Genomic DNA, 16,775 nt, shown 5'->3' on the forward strand with positions numbered 1-16,775 from the left:
AGAGATGTTGACGCCAAAGGCCGTCCGTCGTCTGGTGTTTATGGTGGAACCATTAATATCGAAATCGAGTCGACTGAGGATACTTCGGTGATCGAATCGATGGTGAACAACCAATACAAGCCACTATCAGGCAATATCATCTTTAAAAAAGGAGAAGAGGATGCGAAGATGAAAGAGTTGTCGTTTGAAGACGGCTACATCATCCAATATAATGAAGGCATTGCGGTTAATGACAATACGCCAATGACCTTAAGTTTTGTGGTTTCGGCCAGAAAGCTAAAGCTGGGTAACGCCGAGCATGAGAATGACTGGCCAAAAGCATAATCATTAGTAAAAACATTTGAAGGGGCCTGTTATCTAAGGGCCCCTTCAAATGCATTTTTGATTCCGTTTCATTCTGGTAAATTGTTTCGGTTGATTTGATTTTCATTTACGCTCAAGCCTATGAGAAAGAAAAAAAATGTCAAACCAGCGGTAAAATCGAAAGGAGGACCTGTGGTAAAACCATCACAGCCTACTGACCTGGAATATATTAAGCTTTTTGAAGATTGCGTTATTGATGCAACCAAAATTGGCGATATAGACAAGGTAATTGATGATAACGTTGTAGCCAATAAGAGTATCTACACTAAAATTTCGGATGCTGTTGCTGGTAAGGTGAATCTGAATCCACCTGTAAATTTCTTTTCATTTACACCTCAATTGGAAGGTGCACAACGTGATTTTTTTAGTCTGAAATCGCCTGAGGAGAGTGATTTGCTCTCGATGGGAATTCCTAAGAATCCATTTCAATTTAAAAATCCGTTTGATACTGCACTGGTAAACTTTGCTTCAGGGTCTTCAAACATCCCCTGGTACTTTATAGCCTGTGCACACTATCTGGAGTGTAGTTTCTCGTTCAAAAAACACCTTCACAATGGTGATCCTTTAACAAATTATACGGTAAGGGTTCCTGCGAACCGACCGAAGGTAGGGCATGAGCCGCCTTTTACTTTTGAAGAGAGCGCGGTTGATGCGTTGAAGTTTATGCGGTTTGATCAGATACAGAACTGGAACCTGCCTACAATTTTAAGAAAGCTGGAAGCCTACAATGGTTTCGGGTATTTCAAGTTCCATAGTATCAATTCGCCTTATTTATGGAGCTATTCTAACCATTATACCAAAGGAAAATATGTAGCGGACGGAAAGTTTGATGCCGAAGCCGTTTCAAAACAACTGGGCTCGGCAGTTATCCTGAAAAGAATGGAAGAGCGGGCATTGATTGGAATTGCCAGGCATTAATTAATATTCCTTCATGAAAAAAAAAGCGATCATATATTTTTTATACATGCTGCCGATTTTCGCATCGGGATGTGAACAGCCGGGTAAAAAAAGCAGTACGCAAATACATGCTGTCTCTAATGTTACGCAGTCGAAAGTTAATGATGAAAAGGACTTTTATGCTGCCCTCAGGTTATTTAAGAAAGAGTTAGCAGTTAAAAACATTGGTGCGGTGGCGCAATGCATGCACTTTCCCTTTTACACCGGCCAGCAGCAATTGCCTGACGGACGCACCGGTAATATTTCTGATCCAATTAGTTTACAGGATTTTAATACTTACAAAAGTTCCATTTATCACCGTGATGTGTTGCGGCTATTGCCGGGCACAAAGGATGACAACTTATCTGAGATAGATAATAAAACTGATGATCCGTATTATTTATCGGTTAAGAAACTTACCGATAGTGGCAGTAAACTTTATGAACTGTATGTGCAATATGCGGAAAGCAATACTCAGGCCGAGAATTATTTTGCTTTTGTGTTTGGCAGGGTGAATGGAAAGTATAAAGCGGTAGCATATTATGCGAAATGGCCGGTAAAATAAATTATCATGGAAAAAAAGCTAATAACAGAAATCAATATAGAGGGTAAAGCGATTACACACTTTGCTTCTTTTTCTTTACAGCAACAGTTTAATGCCCATCATTATTTTGAGTTGCGGTTTAACCATGACCAGATGGGCGCTCCTGGTTTGATATCATTGGATGACAGCCGTGGTTTTGTTGGCAAAACGCTGACGGCTTCTTTTGGGCATGCCGGTGAACAACTCCAGAATTTTGCTGGTTTGGTTACGAAAGTGGAACTGGCACAGAGCCATGGCTACCATGGAGTGATTATTGTGAGTGGTTATAGTCCGACAATATTAATAGACCGGGGTCCGGATCTGGGTTCTTATCTGGCAAAAAGTTTAAATGATATTGTAAAACTGGCTACAAGCGATACGCCGGCAAACGACCTTAAAATTGTTGCAAACGCCAGCCGGACGGCTCCGATTGATTATCTTATTCAATACAGGGAGAGTGACTTCGATTTTTTGAACCGCTTATCGGGTGAATATCATGAATGGTTTTACTACGATGGGGAGCAGCTTAATTTTGGTAAGCCAGATGAGCAGCAATCTATTTCTCTTTTTTATGGACGGGATGTACACAACCTTCAATATGCGATGGAAGTTGCTCCGATTAAAAACAAACGGTTCTCGTATAATCCCAAACAGGATGAGATGTTATCGAGCGAAAGCACAGGCAAGGCAGACGGGCATCCGGATCTGGCACATGCTATTCAGGCTTCGAACTCTATTTACAGTAAAACCTTTAACCAACCCTCGCTAATCAGGGTAGACAGTAGTTCGGATATTAAAACTTATGTAGAAAATGAGGAGAAGGCTAATATCAGTGAGTTATTGAAAGTTAATGCGAGTGGTGATAATGCACAGCTGGCGATTGGCGCTATTGCCGAGGTATCAATGAGTTTGCGTAAGGAACTTTCATTTAGTACAGAGAGTTTAGGGAAGTTTTTGATTACCAGTATTTACCATCACATAGATGGCACTGGAAAATACCACAATACTTTTGAAGGGCTGGTTTCTACAACTGAGCGTTTGCTGGTGAAGAATTACGATACTCCGTACCCTGATATGCAATTAGCCGATGTGGTGGATAATAATGATCCACAGGGACAGGGACGTATAAAGGTTAAATTTAAATGGGAATGTCAAACGAATGATGTGACGGAATGGTTGAGGGTAATTACACCTGATGCAGGAAGCTCGGACAAAGTGAGTAAAAACCGTGGTTTTGTTTTTATCCCTGAAATTGGGGATCAGGTGGCTGTTACCTTTGAAGAGGGAAACGTGGCACGACCCATTGTTATGGGATCGGTATTTCATGGTAAAAGCGGAAGTGGTGGTAGTGCAAGTAACAACAGTAAGAGCTTAACTTCTAAAAGTGGGCATACTGTTCAATTGAATGATGGTGGTGGTATAACGATTAAAGATAAGACCGGCGGAAACCACATTATTGTTGACGGACAGAACAAGGTTACTGTTACCTCAAGTCAGACTGTGGTGCTTACGAATGGCTCCTCATCCATCACGCTAGAGAAAGATCAGATTACGATCCACGCGGATAAGATAGAGATTGCGCAAAAGGGTGGTGCCAAATCCAGTAAGATCGATATCAACGGAACGGCAACTAATGTAAACACCCAGGATATGAAGATAACCTCCACAACTAATGTGATAACCGGTTCAAATAACACCATTACCGGTACCAATCATGTTACAGGTGGAAATACGAAAATAGACGGAGGCGATGTATTTATAAACTAATGATATGCTAGATGACGCAAAAATAAGGGTTAAAAGCCCTTTTAACGATCAGTACACGATTATAATCGAATCGGAGGTAAATGGTGTTGACGTTCATATCCATTCGAAGGTGCAGCTACGTTATGATTTTAGCGTATTGCAGGCCAGTTCCGATCAGCTGGAGGTGCGGCTCATCCAGTTGGATAATGTGGTACTTGAAGCCAACAGCCCTTTGGTGACCGAAGTCGCTCAGGTGAGCCAGATTTTTGGAAGGATGTATAGCGAGCTGCACCTGTTGCTTAGTGCAGGCGGTGAAGTTTTAGAAGTTTTGAATATCGGCCTACTGCTTTCCAAGTGGAAGCAAACGAAGGCAGAGATGGAGAAGTATATTTTCGGCAATGATGCCCTAAAGGATGCCATTATCCTCAATGACGAGATTTTTAATAACCCGGAGAAGATCAAAATTGCTGTTCAGGCCAACGAATTTTTAAGACTTTATTTTGGCCAGGTTTTTAACCGTGACATGCTGTTGAAAGCAATGGTAAAGGGGACAAATATTTTCAATACCACATCACTAGACTGGACAGTAGAAACCAGAATAACTCCTGTTGCTACCGGAAGTGGCGACGGTTTGGTACAAGTAGATACTATTTTACTTCCTGCAAATGCTATAAATAAGGATTTTATCAAATCGGCTTATGGACAATTCGAAGGAAAAATTGAGCTATCGAACCTGAAACCGGAACTCAGTCAACACGAACAAAGGGTGATCGATCCGGTTACAGGGCGTTTACAAGAGGCAAAAGTTTCGAAAACTGAGGTTGCTGATGAAACACGGTTATATAATAAGTTAACATACACTTTAAACAGCGATCGCAGGGTAAATGCTAATGATGTGCCGCAACCGGTATCTACAGAGACAGAAAGTTCAAAAAGCAAGTTCAGCTTTTTTTAAGTGGAGCGATAAAATTGAAGCGTATGGAAATTGAAAAATCAAATTGCAAGGCTAAAAAAACGTGGGTAAAGACCTGGCGCATTGGTAAGTCGGTTTTGAGGTTTGGCATTTTGGCTGAGGATCTTGAAGGAAAACACCGTTCCAGATCGTATTTTTTCTCTTTTCAAAACAAAGAAGCACTATATACCGGAGATCGGTTCAGTATTACAACGTTGGGTATAAAAAGCATTGAGGTGGGAAACAGGGTAAGGTTGGGTTTTATCAAACGTAAACAGGTTTTAGAAAAAAGTTAATAATGGGCAACAAGATCATCACAGAGAAAGATTTCTGGAAATGTAGTTGTGGTGCCGTTCCTGCACAATTTCAATCGATACAGAAATCGACAAAGAAACAGTCGGGTGAAAAATTCATCACCGTTAAAGATACGGCAACCAGTAGCTGGATAGATTTCGGCTGCACACGAATGATGCTGATTATGGCTATTATTGCTGCGGCTGTTGTAGTTATAGCTGCAATGACGGTGGCTACAGGTGGGGCGGCATTGATTGCATTGGGTGCTTTGGCAGGATTGGCAGGAGCTGCCTGGGGAGCCGTAATTGGTACCATGCTTTGCGGTCAGCTGGCAGCCAAGGCCCGGAAGTGGGTAGGTAGCAAAAACAATTATATTATTCAGGGTGTTGAAACCATCACGGGTAACCAAACGATGACCTGTCCTGTTGGGGGAGTAGTTACGTTTGCGCCTGAAATAAAGAACTGGAGTCAGGCTATTGCACTTGGTGCATCGAACTACATCAGTGGTTTAATGGAGGGAATGATGGCCGGAGCTGCTATTGGAATGGGCGGTGCCGCATTGAGTGGAGGAGCGGGCGCATTTGCCAGTGGTGGTATGCGTGGTGTTGGTCAGGCGGCCTGGCAATTTGCCCGGAGCGCGCCAATGAATGTAATTCGCAATATTGGTGCTACCTTTGGTTATGCGGGTGCAGGAGCCAGTACTTCTACTGTAGTTACTACAGCGGCAACAGCAGTTGGATTGCGTGGGGTAACTGCTACACAGGCTGGTTTGGCACATTACGGAAATACAGGCGAATCGGGTTGGGGTGCAGCAGGACGTGGTGTTTTTGCAATGGAAGAGGGGATGTACCACTCGGGTTCGAACATTTTAAGTGGCAATGCAAGCTGGCAGGATGTTGCGGGGATGGCGTTGTTATTGTCGCCGGTGCATAAGGCCCCCGAAGAACTGAAAGGAAATAAAGGCGAGCCTGTACGGGATGGGGAAACAGCAAGGGATGGTGAGCAGCCAAAAGATGGTGAGCAGCAAAAGGCCGATGAGGAAACGGTGAAAGATGCCAATACGGCGCGGGAAGAAAGTGCTAAGAAAGAGGGTGAAGGCGAGGCTTATGAGGCGACGATTTTAAGAATTAAGCTTGTAACAGGTGACCCGCCATTTAGAAGAAATCCGGGCCACGATTTAGCAGAATTTAGAAGGCAGATTGAGGGACAAGAAGCTGGTATGAATAATCTTACCGTAGAGGAATTTTTGGTTAATAGAGATGCTTACCTGGAAAACGGACGGTCATCTGAAGGAAGTAGGGCCCAGCAAAGGTATAGGGAGCAGTTTCGTGAGGATATGATCGATAATTTAATGGAAAATGAAGGCCTCTCTTATGACGATGCTGCTATGAGAACTGATGACTATATGTCTGATAAAGCTGCACTCCACGATCCGGATCAGGTGGCCGGCGGTCATGGCACTAACATTACTGGTTTGGGGGATAGCAATATTAATTCATCATTAGGAAGTCAATGGGCAAAAAATAATAGAATTAGTCAGATCGATGCGCAGATCAGAGAACAAGCTGCGCACATGACACCTGAAGAGAGAGCTAGTACATATTTAAATGTAATCCTCCCTTGGGAATAATTAATTAATTTTAAATAAAAAATTAGTCGAATATGTTTACAAAATTTATAGAAACTTACGGACAACTTGCTGATAAAAAAAATATACCTTCAAATGATTTGGATCAATTTAGAGATATATTGCCTCCTGACTTGTTAGATCTAGTTGAACTGGGAGAAGGAAGCTACATGAATGGATTTTTATGGATTGTTAATCCGGCTGAGTATCGCCAGCTGGTTAACGAAATATATCTGCCAGTTTCTCAGCCGTCTGTCTGTTTTGCCCGTGATGCATTTGGCTGCTTGTATTTATGGGAAGATGACAGTGTGGTTTATATTGACATAAATTATAGTAAGCAAGAAGTGGTGGGCAGGAAATTAAATGTATTTTTTGATCTGAAATTAACAGATAATTCATTCCTTGAAAAAAAAACATCTTATAAAAAATACTTAGATGTTAAGCCGGAATTAGGCTCGCTTTCAAATGATGAATGTTATGGTTATATCACCTTATTAGGATTGGGCGGTTTTGACAAACCTGAGAATTTAAACAAAGTTAAATTGAAGGAATATTTATCGATAGTAGCGCAAGCATTGGGGCAAATACAATAATCAAAATAAAAGATGCTTAATACAGCTTTTCTATTAAAATATGATAACAAGATTAAACAGATATCTATGGATACCCTCGATCATCAAGAACTACGTGTTTTACCAGAATTTTGGGTTGAAGCGCTTAGCAAGCGCAGTCCTTCACAAAAGGTAGAAGTTATCTTGAATCATTGGAATAAGTTTCTATACCAGTTTCAATCGACCGTTAGCTATTTGCAAGGTAATTTGATTGATGTTGAACTGATATGGGAAGGGAATGAGCTGGCATTGATTTATTCTTTGAAAAACCTAAAAGGAGAGGAAGTCTACTACATCGGCTATAATAGCAATACAAAATCTGTACCTGTCTACTTCGAACGATTAGCCCGAAGCTTTAGAGAAATATATGATCAATTGCATAATGGATGGGTATACTATGCTTCAAAAGCCAACGGGCTGTTAAGAATAGAAGATACTATTATTCTGGGTGACGAAGACTGTGGGATTCTTGAGGAAATAGACTTGAGAGGTCTTCCTTTCAAACTGGAAGATTGTATTGGATTATTTGATAATGGAATGGGGGATTATGCCTCGGTGGATTTATCCTCTGAGAATAAAAAAACAGGATTTATTTGGTGGCATACCAAAGCACCTAAACTGAATATCGAAATCTGGCCTGTTATAGATGAATGGACTAAGATTGGCATGGAAAGGTAGATGAACATAAGAGTTATTTTGAATTGTTTACAATACGCATATTATAATGGAAATGGCTAATCATTTAATCGAAGAAATTGGACAAACTTTGTTTGACAATGTTCCGGTTGACGACTGGAGCAAGATTTTATTAGAGGCTTCTATTTTATCGACTTATGTAGAGTTAACTGTTACCTACTATGTGGAAGAAAAAATAGGGAAATCTTTTGATCCCAACTACGAAAATGCTCCGGAAGAAAAAGAAGTGGATAACCTGCTGATTCAGTTAAGGAACGAAATGTATAAGCTTAGTCCTGGCAAAGGTGCTTGGTATAATGTTGAGATGATTGTAACTGAGAGCGGAGATTTCGAAATTAAATATGATTATGATAACCGACCAAATTTTGAAATGGAACCCGAAGATGATGAATTTGTGATCGACAATGAAGAATTTCCGCGTGACGCTGAAGCCACGCCAGCCTGGTTAACAGAAATATTGAACAAATAAGGAATAATAAATATTCTCAATTTTCTGATCAGACAATTGAAATTAAAATTATATGGTGGAGGATTTAAATCTGAAGCATTTCTTGGGAAAATTGAATGTCGATAACCGGATCATTAAATTAATAAAAAAGGAAGTTTCCTTGCCCAATTATATCGATGATCTCAATTCTGTTTCAGACTATTGGTATCCGCATCCGCCATGTTTAATTCCACTTTTTTTAGGACATGGGGCTTCATATAAAGGGATCGTTAACCATTTTTTCTGTGATAGGGAAAATACTTATGTTGAATATTTTCTGGAATCAGGTTTTCTTTCAGAAATAGCCCGAAATGCCGATCAGTTTCTTACGCTAATTGCATTGAGAATGATCATTACCAAAGACGAGTTAACAGATGAAATTATTGAATTTTGTAAGCTTAATAATCTCGAAGAATACAAGGCTATTGATGAATTTGTGGTTGATTATGGTGATGATCCTCAAGAGTTCGATCATCTTGTTTATTTCAAGGGTAACAGACCATTCAAATATTTGAAAACATTGATGGTTACCGGGGAGACTTTCCTTCATCACTTTTTATTTTGAACACAAAAAAGCACCTGGAAAATGCAGCGTTTAAAGAGATAGCCCCAATAGAATTATTAGATCAGCTTGAAGAAAGAGCGCCATGGTTGACAGGTAAGCAATCTGGCAAGGAGTTGTTTCAAAACTACCTTAATAATAATCAACTCAAAGAAGCATGGCTGACCTTAAACGGTGGAGGCTGGCTGCTTAGTGATGTAGCTAATGCACTGGAACAACTGAAACTTAAGACAAAAGATGAATTATTTACAGCAGTTGCTGATCATTGGGTCGCAGGTTGGAAAAACTCAATATTTTTAGATGGGAATTATTAGTCAATTTTAGTGTATCCCATATTTTTCAATTCAATTCGTATTTAGTTTTGGCCGCTTAAAACGTTCAATAATATTAATTCTGTGTTAAGTTTTTGACCGAAGGGCATTTAGAACAGATTTGTGATTTAAATTTGTATTTTACCGGAACAAGTTCTGGTTATTCATTTCTGTCAATAATTTATTGCTCATGTCATCTTCAAGAAGAAATTTCATAAAAGGAACGGTATCCAGTTTGTTAGTAGCTGGGATCAGCACCTCTGCTGATGCGTTGATTCTGGATCAGGCAGCTGTAAATGCGCCTGTAAAGTTAAGGTTTGCTATTGCCTCTGACGGGCATTACGGACAGCCCGGGACGGAATATAAGAAGGATCATGAAAATATGATTGGGTGGCTTAATCAGGCACACGAGAAAACTCCTTTCGATCTGGTGATTATCAATGGCGATCTGGTACACGATCGACCTGAACTTTTGAAGGAGGTAAAGCACAATTATTACGATAAATTGAAGGTCCCATTTTATGCACTTCCTGGTAATCATGATCATGCAGATACTGCACACTGGATGTCGGTATTTGGTTATGAGGATAATTATGCCTTTGAAAAGAATGGTATTGGTTTCGTTATGGCGAATACTTCAAATATTAAGGGCGCTTATTTGAGCCCCGATAACCATTTCATTAAGACAGAGCTCGACAAGTTCAGGGATTTAAAGACTGTATTTGTTGTATTGCATATTCCGCCCCACATCTGGGTGCCACAGCATCCTTTTGTTGATGCGCCGGATACGGTTTCGCTATTGCACAGTTACCCGAATGTTAAGGCTGTATTTCATGGTCATGACCATAGCTTAGATGCGGTTTTTTATACCGATAAATTACCGCACTTTTTTGATTCGCACATTGGGGGTAACTGGGGAACGGCTTACAAGGGATTCCGGATTGTAGAAGTGGGAGAGGATGATAAAATATCAACCCGACAGATCAATGCCAGTGGAACGCCTGCATTGAATGAGACTTCATTTTAGTGCATTCATTTTTTGGATCTGGCTAACAAAAAAGGCCGTCCCTCCGGACGGCCTATAACCCTAATGCGCTCAAACATTGGGCTGCCTGCTACATCGCCAACGATAATAGCAAGACAGTTTCGTTGTATTTCCCCAGACTCGGGAATCAATATTTAAACCGGACGAAGGCTTCAATTGCTTCATATTCAGCTAAGCCCAGCTTATTGTATCTGAATGCTGTTTCACTGGTGCGTTCTTCTGCGCGAACCCAGAATTCACGGGCATCATCTCCGGGGAATACCGGAATATCTTTTTGCGACTGGTGTTTAAAGATGGCGTGTCTTTTCCGTATTACTTCCTGAGGTGAAAGTGGAACAGCCATTTCAATTTCGTGTATTTCGAATTCGTGCCAAGCGCCTCTGTATAGCCATAGCCAACAATCGGCAACCCAATCTTCGGTAGCTTTAAGTCGTTTTAAGGCTTCGTGAATGATATTGAAACAGATCTTATGTGTTCCATGAGGATCCGCAAAATCTCCTGCAGCAAATACCTGATGTGGTTTTACTTTTTTAAGGAGTTCCATGGTTTCGATGATATCGTCCTCGTATGAAACATTTTTATCGTATTTCGCACGATCGTAAAAAGGAAGGTTCTGGAAATGGATGTTTTCGTCTTTTACACCAGAAAATCTGGCTCCGGCAACTGCTTCGCCCTTTCTGATGAGGCCTTTAATATTTTGAATTTCTTTAGTATCAGCCTGGTTTGGTGCTTTATTGGCAAAAAACTCACGGGTTTCAGTGTAAGCTTTTTCTAAAGCGGTTGCATCTGTACCCTGGCTTTTAGTGAGGTCGATATAGAATTCCAGATAACGCAAAACGTCGTCATCCCAAATGGCTGTATTTCCGGATGTCTGGTACGCCACGTGGACGTTATGTCCCTGATCGGCAAGGCGAATGAAAGTTCCACCCATGGAAATTACATCATCATCAGGGTGCGGGGAGAAAACAATGCTGTTTTTGATTTCAGGTTTTGCTCTTTCAGGTCGCTGACTATCATCGGCATTTGGTTTGCCACCCGGCCAGCCGGTAATGGCATGCTGTAACTGGTTAAATATCGAGATATTGATGTTGTAAACAGGGCCTTTTTCTGTAGCCAGCTGTGCCATGCCATTGTTGTTGTAATCGTCTTCGGTTAATTTTAATACCGGTTTTTGCAGGTGCTCTGCCAGCCAGATTACTGCTTTTTTAATTAGTTGCGGGTTCCAGTCGCAATCTTTAACCAACCAGGGTTTATCAAATCTGGTGAGTTGCGAAGCAGCGTCCTGATCGATAATAAATTCTACGTTATTGGAAAGCTGAAGGTAAGTTGCAGGTACATCGGATGAGATCTCACCTTCAACTGCTGCTTTTAAGATATCGGCTTTTTTCTCGTTCCATGCTACCAATACAATTTCTTTGGCATTGAAAATTGTTCCTACGCCCATGGTAATGGCTTTTGTAGGTACATTTTGTTTAGAACCGAAATCTTTGGAAGCATCCCTTTTGGTCAGGTCGTTTAAGGTTACCAGTCTTGTGCCGGAGTTAGGAGCAGAGCCTGGTTCGTTGAAGCCGATATGACCTGTTCTGCCTATTCCCAAAAGCTGGAAATCCAATCCACCATTTTCGGCAATCTTTTTTTCATATGCTATGCAGTAGGCCTGTATTTCATCTTCACTTAATGTTCCGTCGGGAACGTTAATGTTTTCGCGAAGAATATCAATGTGGTTAAACAGATTCATGTCCATGAACTTTACATAGCTTTGCAGGCTATCCGGATTCATTGGATAATATTCATCAAGGTTAAAGGTGATTACATTTTTAAAACTCAATCCCTCTTCTTTATGCAGGCGAACCAACTCTTTGTAAATTAAAATCGGAGAAGCACCAGTAGCCAATCCCAAAACTGTTTTAAGTCCGTCTTTCTCTTTTTTCCGAATGAGGGTTGCTATTCTTTTTGCAATATATACCGAAGCGTCAGCCTGAGTAGCGAAGACATTAACCGGTATTTTTTCGAAACGAGTTTCTTCTAAAAAGTTTAACCTTGACATATATGAATTAATTTATGTCAAACTTAATAAAACATTTTAATAAGTTTAGCTACTTTATTAAAATAAATTAAATGTTATTGCCTTTGCTCGACCTTTTGAAGGTGGATCCTTATTATGCTAATTCTATATGATGATACTAAATAAGGTGTTCCAGATTTTCAATTACCAGAATTGAGGCTCCGATAAGCTCAGCATCGAAGCCAAGGTTGCTTAATTTAATTTCTGTGCCGGCAAACAGGCGTGGGATGCAATATTTGTTGAGTGCCTGCTGAATGGGGGCCAACATGATTCTTCCTGCCCGTACCATTCTCCCGCTTAAAATAATAGTTTGGGGGTTCATGATATGGATGAGGATAGAGAGCGCTCTGCCGATATCATAAGCCGATTCAGATATGAGTTCAATGGAAAACTGATCGCCGTGGTTAGCTTCAGCAAGGATGGAATTGCTCATGTCGATCTTCGAGTGGTAGTGCTTAGCGTTGCGGAGGCTACTCACTTTGCCAGCTTCCAGTCCGCTGATTGCTTTGTTCGTAACGGCCAAAAGACTTGCCACTGCTTCGAGGCAACCCTGCTTGCCACAGCTGCAAAGGATTTCCTTTTCGGTGATTGGGATGTGGCTGAATTCACCAGCGAAACCATTATATCCTCTGTATAATTCTCCTTTCACGATCATCCCCAGTCCGATTCCCCAACCAAGATTGATTACCATCACTTCTTTTTGTTGTGCAGCGTCACCTAATTTATGTTCCGCTAAGGCCACCAGACTGGAGTCGTTGTCAATAAAAGTTGGAATACCGATTTCTTCGGAGAGGTAGTTTGCCAGGCTTTTTTCCTGAGGTTTCAGGTATGTGAAATTTATGCCTTTCTTTGCGTCGACAAAGCCCGGCATACCAATACCGATGCCCATTATTTTGGATTTAGGGATTTTGGAATCGCTAATGTAATTTTCAATGGCCGAGATGAGTTTTGCTAATGCTTCATCATCATGTATCAGATCAATTTCAAGCGAAACAGCTGTGTATGCCTCATTATTTTGCAGGTCAACCAGTCCGATTCTGGTGGAAAGCTGATCCATTGCAATTACAATAATATAGCTCTTGTTTTCTACCAATGCATACATCAGTGGCCTTCTTCCCCCGCTAGATGGTGCAAGACCCTTCTCGGCGACATATCCATCTTCAATTAAATCAGCTATCACTTTGTTTATCGAGGGGATACTTTTATCCAGTCGCAATGAAAGTTCTGCAGATGTAGCTGATTTGATATAAAATAGTTCTTTTATAACATCCAGGTGTATTGCCGAGTATTTAGGCTTTTTGTTTTTCATTTATGCTGAGGGCGGGTGGTTACTCAAAGATATATCTTTTTATAAAAATGATGAAGGAATTGTAACCAGAATGAGTGATATTTGATTACTTATTAAAATAAATTAAAAAGTATTACAATGATATTAAAATTATTTGGTATGATTGTGTAATTTTTAAATCATTCAGGTTAGATCTTTAGCCCAAAAAATAATATGTTAATCATTGCTGATAGCGGTTCTACAAAAACAACATGGAGTATTACGTATCCAGGCGGAAACAACGAGGTATTTGCAACCGAGGGTTTAAACCCTTATTATATGGATGAAACCTACATTGTAAACGCGATAAAACGTGGGATGGGTACAGGTATTGTTTTTGATGAGGTAAAGCAGATTTTCTTTTATGGTGCAGGATGTGACGGGGATAAGAAACAGGTATTGGCGAATGCCCTTTCATCGTTGTTTCTAAATTCGTCGGTTGAGGTTGATTCGGATATGATGGCTGCGGCAAGGTCGCTTGTGGGGAATGGATCAGGTCTGGTTTGTATATTGGGTACCGGAATGAACAGTTGTTTAATCCAGAACGGTCAAATTTCGCATCAGGTAAATTCTTTGGGCTTTTTAATGGGTGATGAGGGCAGTGGCGCATACCTTGGAAAGCGCTTACTGGTGTTGTATGCCCGCTATGCATTGTCGCCGGAGATTATGGACTTGTTTTTTCAGGAATACCAGATTAAGCCTGAAGAAGTGCTTGATCTATTTTATGGGCAGAAATTACCTAACAGATTTTCGGCAAGTTTTACGGTGTTTTTAAGTAAATATATTGACCACCCTTGTGTTTTTGGTATTGTAAAAAGTGGTTTTTCGGATTTTTTCGTTAACATCATTTCACGCTATCCAGATTATCAACAGTTTAATATCAATTGTGTTGGCTCGATTGCTTTCGTATTTCATGAAGTATTGGAAGAGGTGGCCCGGGAATTCGGTATGACATGCGGAAAAATCTCTAAATCGCCAATGGATGATTTATATAAATTTCATCTTTAAATTTGATTTTTTCGGATGGGTTTTTATCTTCGCGTTGAATTTATAATGATTCATCGGGACGTAGCGTAGCCAGGTATCGCGCCAGCATGGGGTGCTGGAGGTCGGAAGTTCGAATCTTCTCGTCCCGACATATTTACAAATATTTTCGGTTTGCCCTAAGAGAGGTTCAGGATCATTTTATCCAATACCCGCTTAAGTTCTTTTGCCTCCTGTTCATTGATTCCCAGGTTTTCTCTGATGCGCTGATGGAGTTTTGGAGCCTGTGACTGAAGTTTACTGCCTTTATCTGTAAGGGATATAATAATACTTCGTTCATCTTTATCAGAACGGGCCCTGTTGAGGAGTCCTGTTTCCTCCATGCGTTTGATTAAGGGGGTGAGGGTGTTCGACTGAAGTTTGAGCTTATCGCTCAAAACACCCAGATTAATATGATTATTTTCCCATAACACCATCAGTGCTAAGTACTGCGGATAGGTTATGCCCATTTCATCGAGTACTGGCTGATAACACCTTGTTACCAGGCGAGAAGCAGCATAAAGCGGGAAGCAAAGCTGATCTTCAAGTTTATAAAATTCTTCCATGGGTGTGAGTATGATCTAATTCTGATGATCTCCAAAGATAGAAAATGAAAGCTGCAAAGCATTTTTAAAATGCCTTGTAGCTTTTGGAAACTAAAGTATTTCAAGCGTTACCTCTATATTTCCACGGGTAGCATTTGAATACGGGCAGATTGCGTGGGCTTTTCCGACCAATTGCTGTGCCTCACTTTGATCAATGCCAGGTACAGTAACCTGTAAAGCTGCGCCCAGTATAAAACCGCCTTTACCATCAGGATGTAATGCTATGTTTGCTTTAACTGTTGTTGGTTCAGTAGATTTCACGCCAGCCTGATGCATAACCAGGTTCAGGGCGCTGTCGAAACATGCTGCATAGCCTGCTGCAAAAAGCTGCTCAGGATTGGTATAGCCCGTTCCGTTTCCACCAAGTTCTTTTGGCATTCTAACTTCTAATGATAAAGCACCGTCTTCGCTGCTTATTTGTCCGTTGCGTCCACCGGTTACGGTTGCGCTGGTTTGATATAAGGTTTTCATATTGTATTGATTATGTATCGTTAACGATTATATCGTTTACGATACAAATATTAAAATTTATTTTGATAAGCCAAAAATAACGGCGTTTTATTTAAATTTATTTCTTTAGGCTGACTTTTAGAGGGTAGGTGAAGCAGGGGAAAACCGAGCCTTATGCAATTATCGCCTGTCCTGATTTATTTTGCCAACGGTGTTTTACCACCAGGCTAGCGGGAATTTAATTTCGTCGACTGAACTTGCTATCATATCCGGTTTGAAGGCATAATGACCGAGTGTATCTTTCGTCGCTATTCCTGACAATACCAAGATGGTCTTATAACCCATTTGTACACCTCCTTGTATATCAGTCTCCATGGTGTCGCCGATTACTGTTGTTTCACTGGTTTCCAACCCGAGGAACTTCCTGGCCGAGCGCATCATCACGGGGCTTGGTTTCCCGGTTACGAATGCTTTACGACCTGTGGCTTCTTCGATCATTGCGGTAGTTGCTGCTATGCCCAGATTATTCCATCCTGGTTTCTTTGGTGACGGGTCTCTGTTTGTGGTAATGAACTTTGCGCCGGCCAGAATCATGTCTACTGCGCGCTGAACCATTTCGAGGGTAAAGTTTCTGCCTTCGCCAAGTACAACAAATTCGGGGTCTGTATTTACTAACGTAATTCCGTGGGCATGTAAACTGCTTAGCAGGCCGCCTTCTCCCAGTACATATGCGGTTCCGTTGGGGCTTTGATCAGATAAAAATTTAGCTGTAGCCATTGCACTGGTATACACATGGCTTTCTTCTACCTTTATGCCCATTCCTTTAAGTTTGCGAACCACTTCCAGACTTGTGCGTTGGCTGTTATTGGTCATGAATGCGAATGGTATGTCTTCGTCGACTAGTTTTTTAATGAATTTATCGGCACCCGTTATCAGCGCTTCGCCACTGTAGATCACGCCGTCCATATCTATTAACAATCCTTGTTTCATGTATTTGATTTAAAGTGAGGATAAAATGTATTCGATCAGGCCAAATTTAATTACTTTATTGTTATGAGAAGATAGTGTTATGTTAATTCGGTAAGAAGAATT

19 protein-coding genes and 1 tRNA gene are annotated in these 16,775 nt (G+C 40.9%); 15 read left to right on the plus strand and 5 right to left on the minus strand.

Annotated elements, in window-relative coordinates; genetic code table 11:
* The 13 genes from tssD to AC570I_RS19185 all read left to right on the plus strand — a co-directional run.
* Nucleotides 1–324, plus strand: a 324-nt coding sequence (tssD, locus tag AC570I_RS19125) for a type VI secretion system tube protein TssD (RefSeq protein ID WP_497406764.1), incomplete at its 5' end; no start/stop codon positions are given.
* Nucleotides 325–444: 120 nt separating this feature from the next.
* Nucleotides 445–1,281, plus strand: a complete 837-nt coding sequence (locus AC570I_RS19130) for a hypothetical protein (RefSeq protein WP_497406765.1) — start codon at nucleotides 445–447, stop codon at nucleotides 1,279–1,281.
* 13 nt (nucleotides 1,282–1,294) lie between these two features.
* On the plus strand, nucleotides 1,295–1,864 hold the full coding sequence (locus tag AC570I_RS19135) for a hypothetical protein (protein WP_497406766.1): 570 nt from the start codon (nucleotides 1,295–1,297) through the stop codon (nucleotides 1,862–1,864).
* Between the two features lie 6 nt (nucleotides 1,865–1,870).
* Nucleotides 1,871–3,649: a type VI secretion system Vgr family protein gene (locus AC570I_RS19140; protein ID WP_047801313.1), complete on the plus strand. Its 1,779-nt coding sequence runs from the start codon at nucleotides 1,871–1,873 to the stop codon at nucleotides 3,647–3,649.
* Nucleotides 3,650–3,653: 4 nt separating this feature from the next.
* Entirely contained in the window at nucleotides 3,654–4,583 is a 930-nt protein-coding gene (locus AC570I_RS19145) for a hypothetical protein (RefSeq protein ID WP_497406767.1), read from the plus strand.
* A gap of 23 nt (nucleotides 4,584–4,606) precedes the next feature.
* Nucleotides 4,607–4,876: a hypothetical protein gene (locus tag AC570I_RS19150; protein WP_497406768.1), complete on the plus strand. Its 270-nt coding sequence runs from the start codon at nucleotides 4,607–4,609 to the stop codon at nucleotides 4,874–4,876.
* Nucleotides 4,877–4,878: 2 nt separating this feature from the next.
* Nucleotides 4,879–6,504 (plus strand): polymorphic toxin type 15 domain-containing protein, encoded by a 1,626-nt coding sequence (locus AC570I_RS19155; protein WP_497406769.1) that lies wholly within the window; start codon nucleotides 4,879–4,881, stop codon nucleotides 6,502–6,504.
* 32 nt (nucleotides 6,505–6,536) lie between these two features.
* Nucleotides 6,537–7,094 (plus strand): T6SS immunity protein Tdi1 domain-containing protein, encoded by a 558-nt coding sequence (locus AC570I_RS19160; protein WP_497406770.1) that lies wholly within the window; start codon nucleotides 6,537–6,539, stop codon nucleotides 7,092–7,094.
* A gap of 66 nt (nucleotides 7,095–7,160) precedes the next feature.
* Nucleotides 7,161–7,790: a hypothetical protein gene (locus AC570I_RS19165; RefSeq protein ID WP_497406771.1), complete on the plus strand. Its 630-nt coding sequence runs from the start codon at nucleotides 7,161–7,163 to the stop codon at nucleotides 7,788–7,790.
* A 52-nt stretch (nucleotides 7,791–7,842) separates the two neighbouring features.
* Nucleotides 7,843–8,277: an immunity protein YezG family protein gene (locus tag AC570I_RS19170; RefSeq protein WP_497406772.1), complete on the plus strand. Its 435-nt coding sequence runs from the start codon at nucleotides 7,843–7,845 to the stop codon at nucleotides 8,275–8,277.
* Between the two features lie 82 nt (nucleotides 8,278–8,359).
* Nucleotides 8,360–8,860: a hypothetical protein gene (locus AC570I_RS19175; RefSeq protein ID WP_497406773.1), complete on the plus strand. Its 501-nt coding sequence runs from the start codon at nucleotides 8,360–8,362 to the stop codon at nucleotides 8,858–8,860.
* Entirely contained in the window at nucleotides 8,857–9,171 is a 315-nt protein-coding gene (locus AC570I_RS19180) for a hypothetical protein (RefSeq protein WP_497406774.1), read from the plus strand. Before AC570I_RS19175 ends, AC570I_RS19180 begins: the two co-directional genes overlap by 4 nt.
* Before the next feature lie 187 nt (nucleotides 9,172–9,358).
* Entirely contained in the window at nucleotides 9,359–10,195 is an 837-nt protein-coding gene (locus AC570I_RS19185; RefSeq protein WP_497406775.1) for a metallophosphoesterase family protein, read from the plus strand.
* Between the two features lie 145 nt (nucleotides 10,196–10,340).
* Here AC570I_RS19185 and nagB read toward each other — a convergent pair whose 3' ends face one another.
* Nucleotides 10,341–12,260 (minus strand): glucosamine-6-phosphate deaminase, encoded by a 1,920-nt coding sequence (gene nagB, locus AC570I_RS19190; RefSeq protein WP_497406776.1) that lies wholly within the window; start codon nucleotides 12,258–12,260, stop codon nucleotides 10,341–10,343.
* Between the two features lie 136 nt (nucleotides 12,261–12,396).
* Nucleotides 12,397–13,587 carry an ROK family protein gene (locus tag AC570I_RS19195; RefSeq protein WP_497406777.1) on the minus strand — a complete coding sequence of 397 codons (1,191 nt, stop codon included), beginning with the start codon at nucleotides 13,585–13,587 and terminating at the stop codon, nucleotides 12,397–12,399.
* A 192-nt stretch (nucleotides 13,588–13,779) separates the two neighbouring features.
* Between AC570I_RS19195 and AC570I_RS19200 the strand changes: the two genes are divergently transcribed.
* Both AC570I_RS19200 and AC570I_RS19205 read left to right on the plus strand, forming a co-directional pair.
* The gene (locus tag AC570I_RS19200) at nucleotides 13,780–14,613 is read left to right on the plus strand and encodes an N-acetylglucosamine kinase (protein WP_497406778.1); all 834 of its coding nucleotides are present in this window, start codon (nucleotides 13,780–13,782) and stop codon (nucleotides 14,611–14,613) included.
* 54 nt (nucleotides 14,614–14,667) lie between these two features.
* Nucleotides 14,668–14,741: transfer RNA gene (locus AC570I_RS19205), tRNA-Pro, on the plus strand.
* 27 nt (nucleotides 14,742–14,768) lie between these two features.
* On the opposite strand, the gene AC570I_RS19210 is transcribed toward AC570I_RS19205, so the two are convergent.
* The 3 genes from AC570I_RS19210 to AC570I_RS19220 form a co-directional block, all read right to left on the minus strand.
* A complete protein-coding gene (locus AC570I_RS19210) occupies nucleotides 14,769–15,194 on the minus strand; it encodes a MarR family winged helix-turn-helix transcriptional regulator (protein WP_497406779.1) in 426 nt (141 codons plus the stop codon).
* Nucleotides 15,195–15,284: 90 nt separating this feature from the next.
* Nucleotides 15,285–15,704: an organic hydroperoxide resistance protein gene (locus tag AC570I_RS19215; RefSeq protein ID WP_047801305.1), complete on the minus strand. Its 420-nt coding sequence runs from the start codon at nucleotides 15,702–15,704 to the stop codon at nucleotides 15,285–15,287.
* Between the two features lie 195 nt (nucleotides 15,705–15,899).
* A complete protein-coding gene (locus AC570I_RS19220; RefSeq protein ID WP_047801304.1) occupies nucleotides 15,900–16,673 on the minus strand; it encodes an HAD-IIA family hydrolase in 774 nt (257 codons plus the stop codon).
* Between the last annotated feature and the right edge of the window lie 102 nt (nucleotides 16,674–16,775).

This window comes from Pedobacter sp. A2324, assembly GCF_059693705.1.

What these genes read in the sequence shown, in the direction of transcription:
- AC570I_RS19130 (WP_497406765.1), top strand. Translation starts at nt 445, where the DNA reads ATGAGAAAGAAAAAAAATGTCAAACCAGCGGTAAAATCGAAAGGAGGA.
- AC570I_RS19135 (WP_497406766.1), top strand. Translation starts at nt 1,295, where the DNA reads ATGAAAAAAAAAGCGATCATATATTTTTTATACATGCTGCCGATTTTC.
- AC570I_RS19140 (WP_047801313.1), top strand. Translation starts at nt 1,871, where the DNA reads ATGGAAAAAAAGCTAATAACAGAAATCAATATAGAGGGTAAAGCGATT.
- AC570I_RS19145 (WP_497406767.1), top strand. Translation starts at nt 3,654, where the DNA reads ATGCTAGATGACGCAAAAATAAGGGTTAAAAGCCCTTTTAACGATCAG.
- AC570I_RS19150 (WP_497406768.1), top strand. Translation starts at nt 4,607, where the DNA reads ATGGAAATTGAAAAATCAAATTGCAAGGCTAAAAAAACGTGGGTAAAG.
- AC570I_RS19155 (WP_497406769.1), top strand. Translation starts at nt 4,879, where the DNA reads ATGGGCAACAAGATCATCACAGAGAAAGATTTCTGGAAATGTAGTTGT.
- AC570I_RS19160 (WP_497406770.1), top strand. Translation starts at nt 6,537, where the DNA reads ATGTTTACAAAATTTATAGAAACTTACGGACAACTTGCTGATAAAAAA.
- AC570I_RS19165 (WP_497406771.1), top strand. Translation starts at nt 7,161, where the DNA reads ATGGATACCCTCGATCATCAAGAACTACGTGTTTTACCAGAATTTTGG.
- AC570I_RS19170 (WP_497406772.1), top strand. Translation starts at nt 7,843, where the DNA reads ATGGCTAATCATTTAATCGAAGAAATTGGACAAACTTTGTTTGACAAT.
- AC570I_RS19185 (WP_497406775.1), top strand. Translation starts at nt 9,359, where the DNA reads ATGTCATCTTCAAGAAGAAATTTCATAAAAGGAACGGTATCCAGTTTG.
- nagB (WP_497406776.1), bottom strand. Translation starts at nt 12,260, where the DNA reads ATGTCAAGGTTAAACTTTTTAGAAGAAACTCGTTTCGAAAAAATACCG.
- AC570I_RS19195 (WP_497406777.1), bottom strand. Translation starts at nt 13,587, where the DNA reads ATGAAAAACAAAAAGCCTAAATACTCGGCAATACACCTGGATGTTATA.
- AC570I_RS19200 (WP_497406778.1), top strand. Translation starts at nt 13,780, where the DNA reads ATGTTAATCATTGCTGATAGCGGTTCTACAAAAACAACATGGAGTATT.
- AC570I_RS19210 (WP_497406779.1), bottom strand. Translation starts at nt 15,194, where the DNA reads ATGGAAGAATTTTATAAACTTGAAGATCAGCTTTGCTTCCCGCTTTAT.
- AC570I_RS19215 (WP_047801305.1), bottom strand. Translation starts at nt 15,704, where the DNA reads ATGAAAACCTTATATCAAACCAGCGCAACCGTAACCGGTGGACGCAAC.
- AC570I_RS19220 (WP_047801304.1), bottom strand. Translation starts at nt 16,673, where the DNA reads ATGAAACAAGGATTGTTAATAGATATGGACGGCGTGATCTACAGTGGC.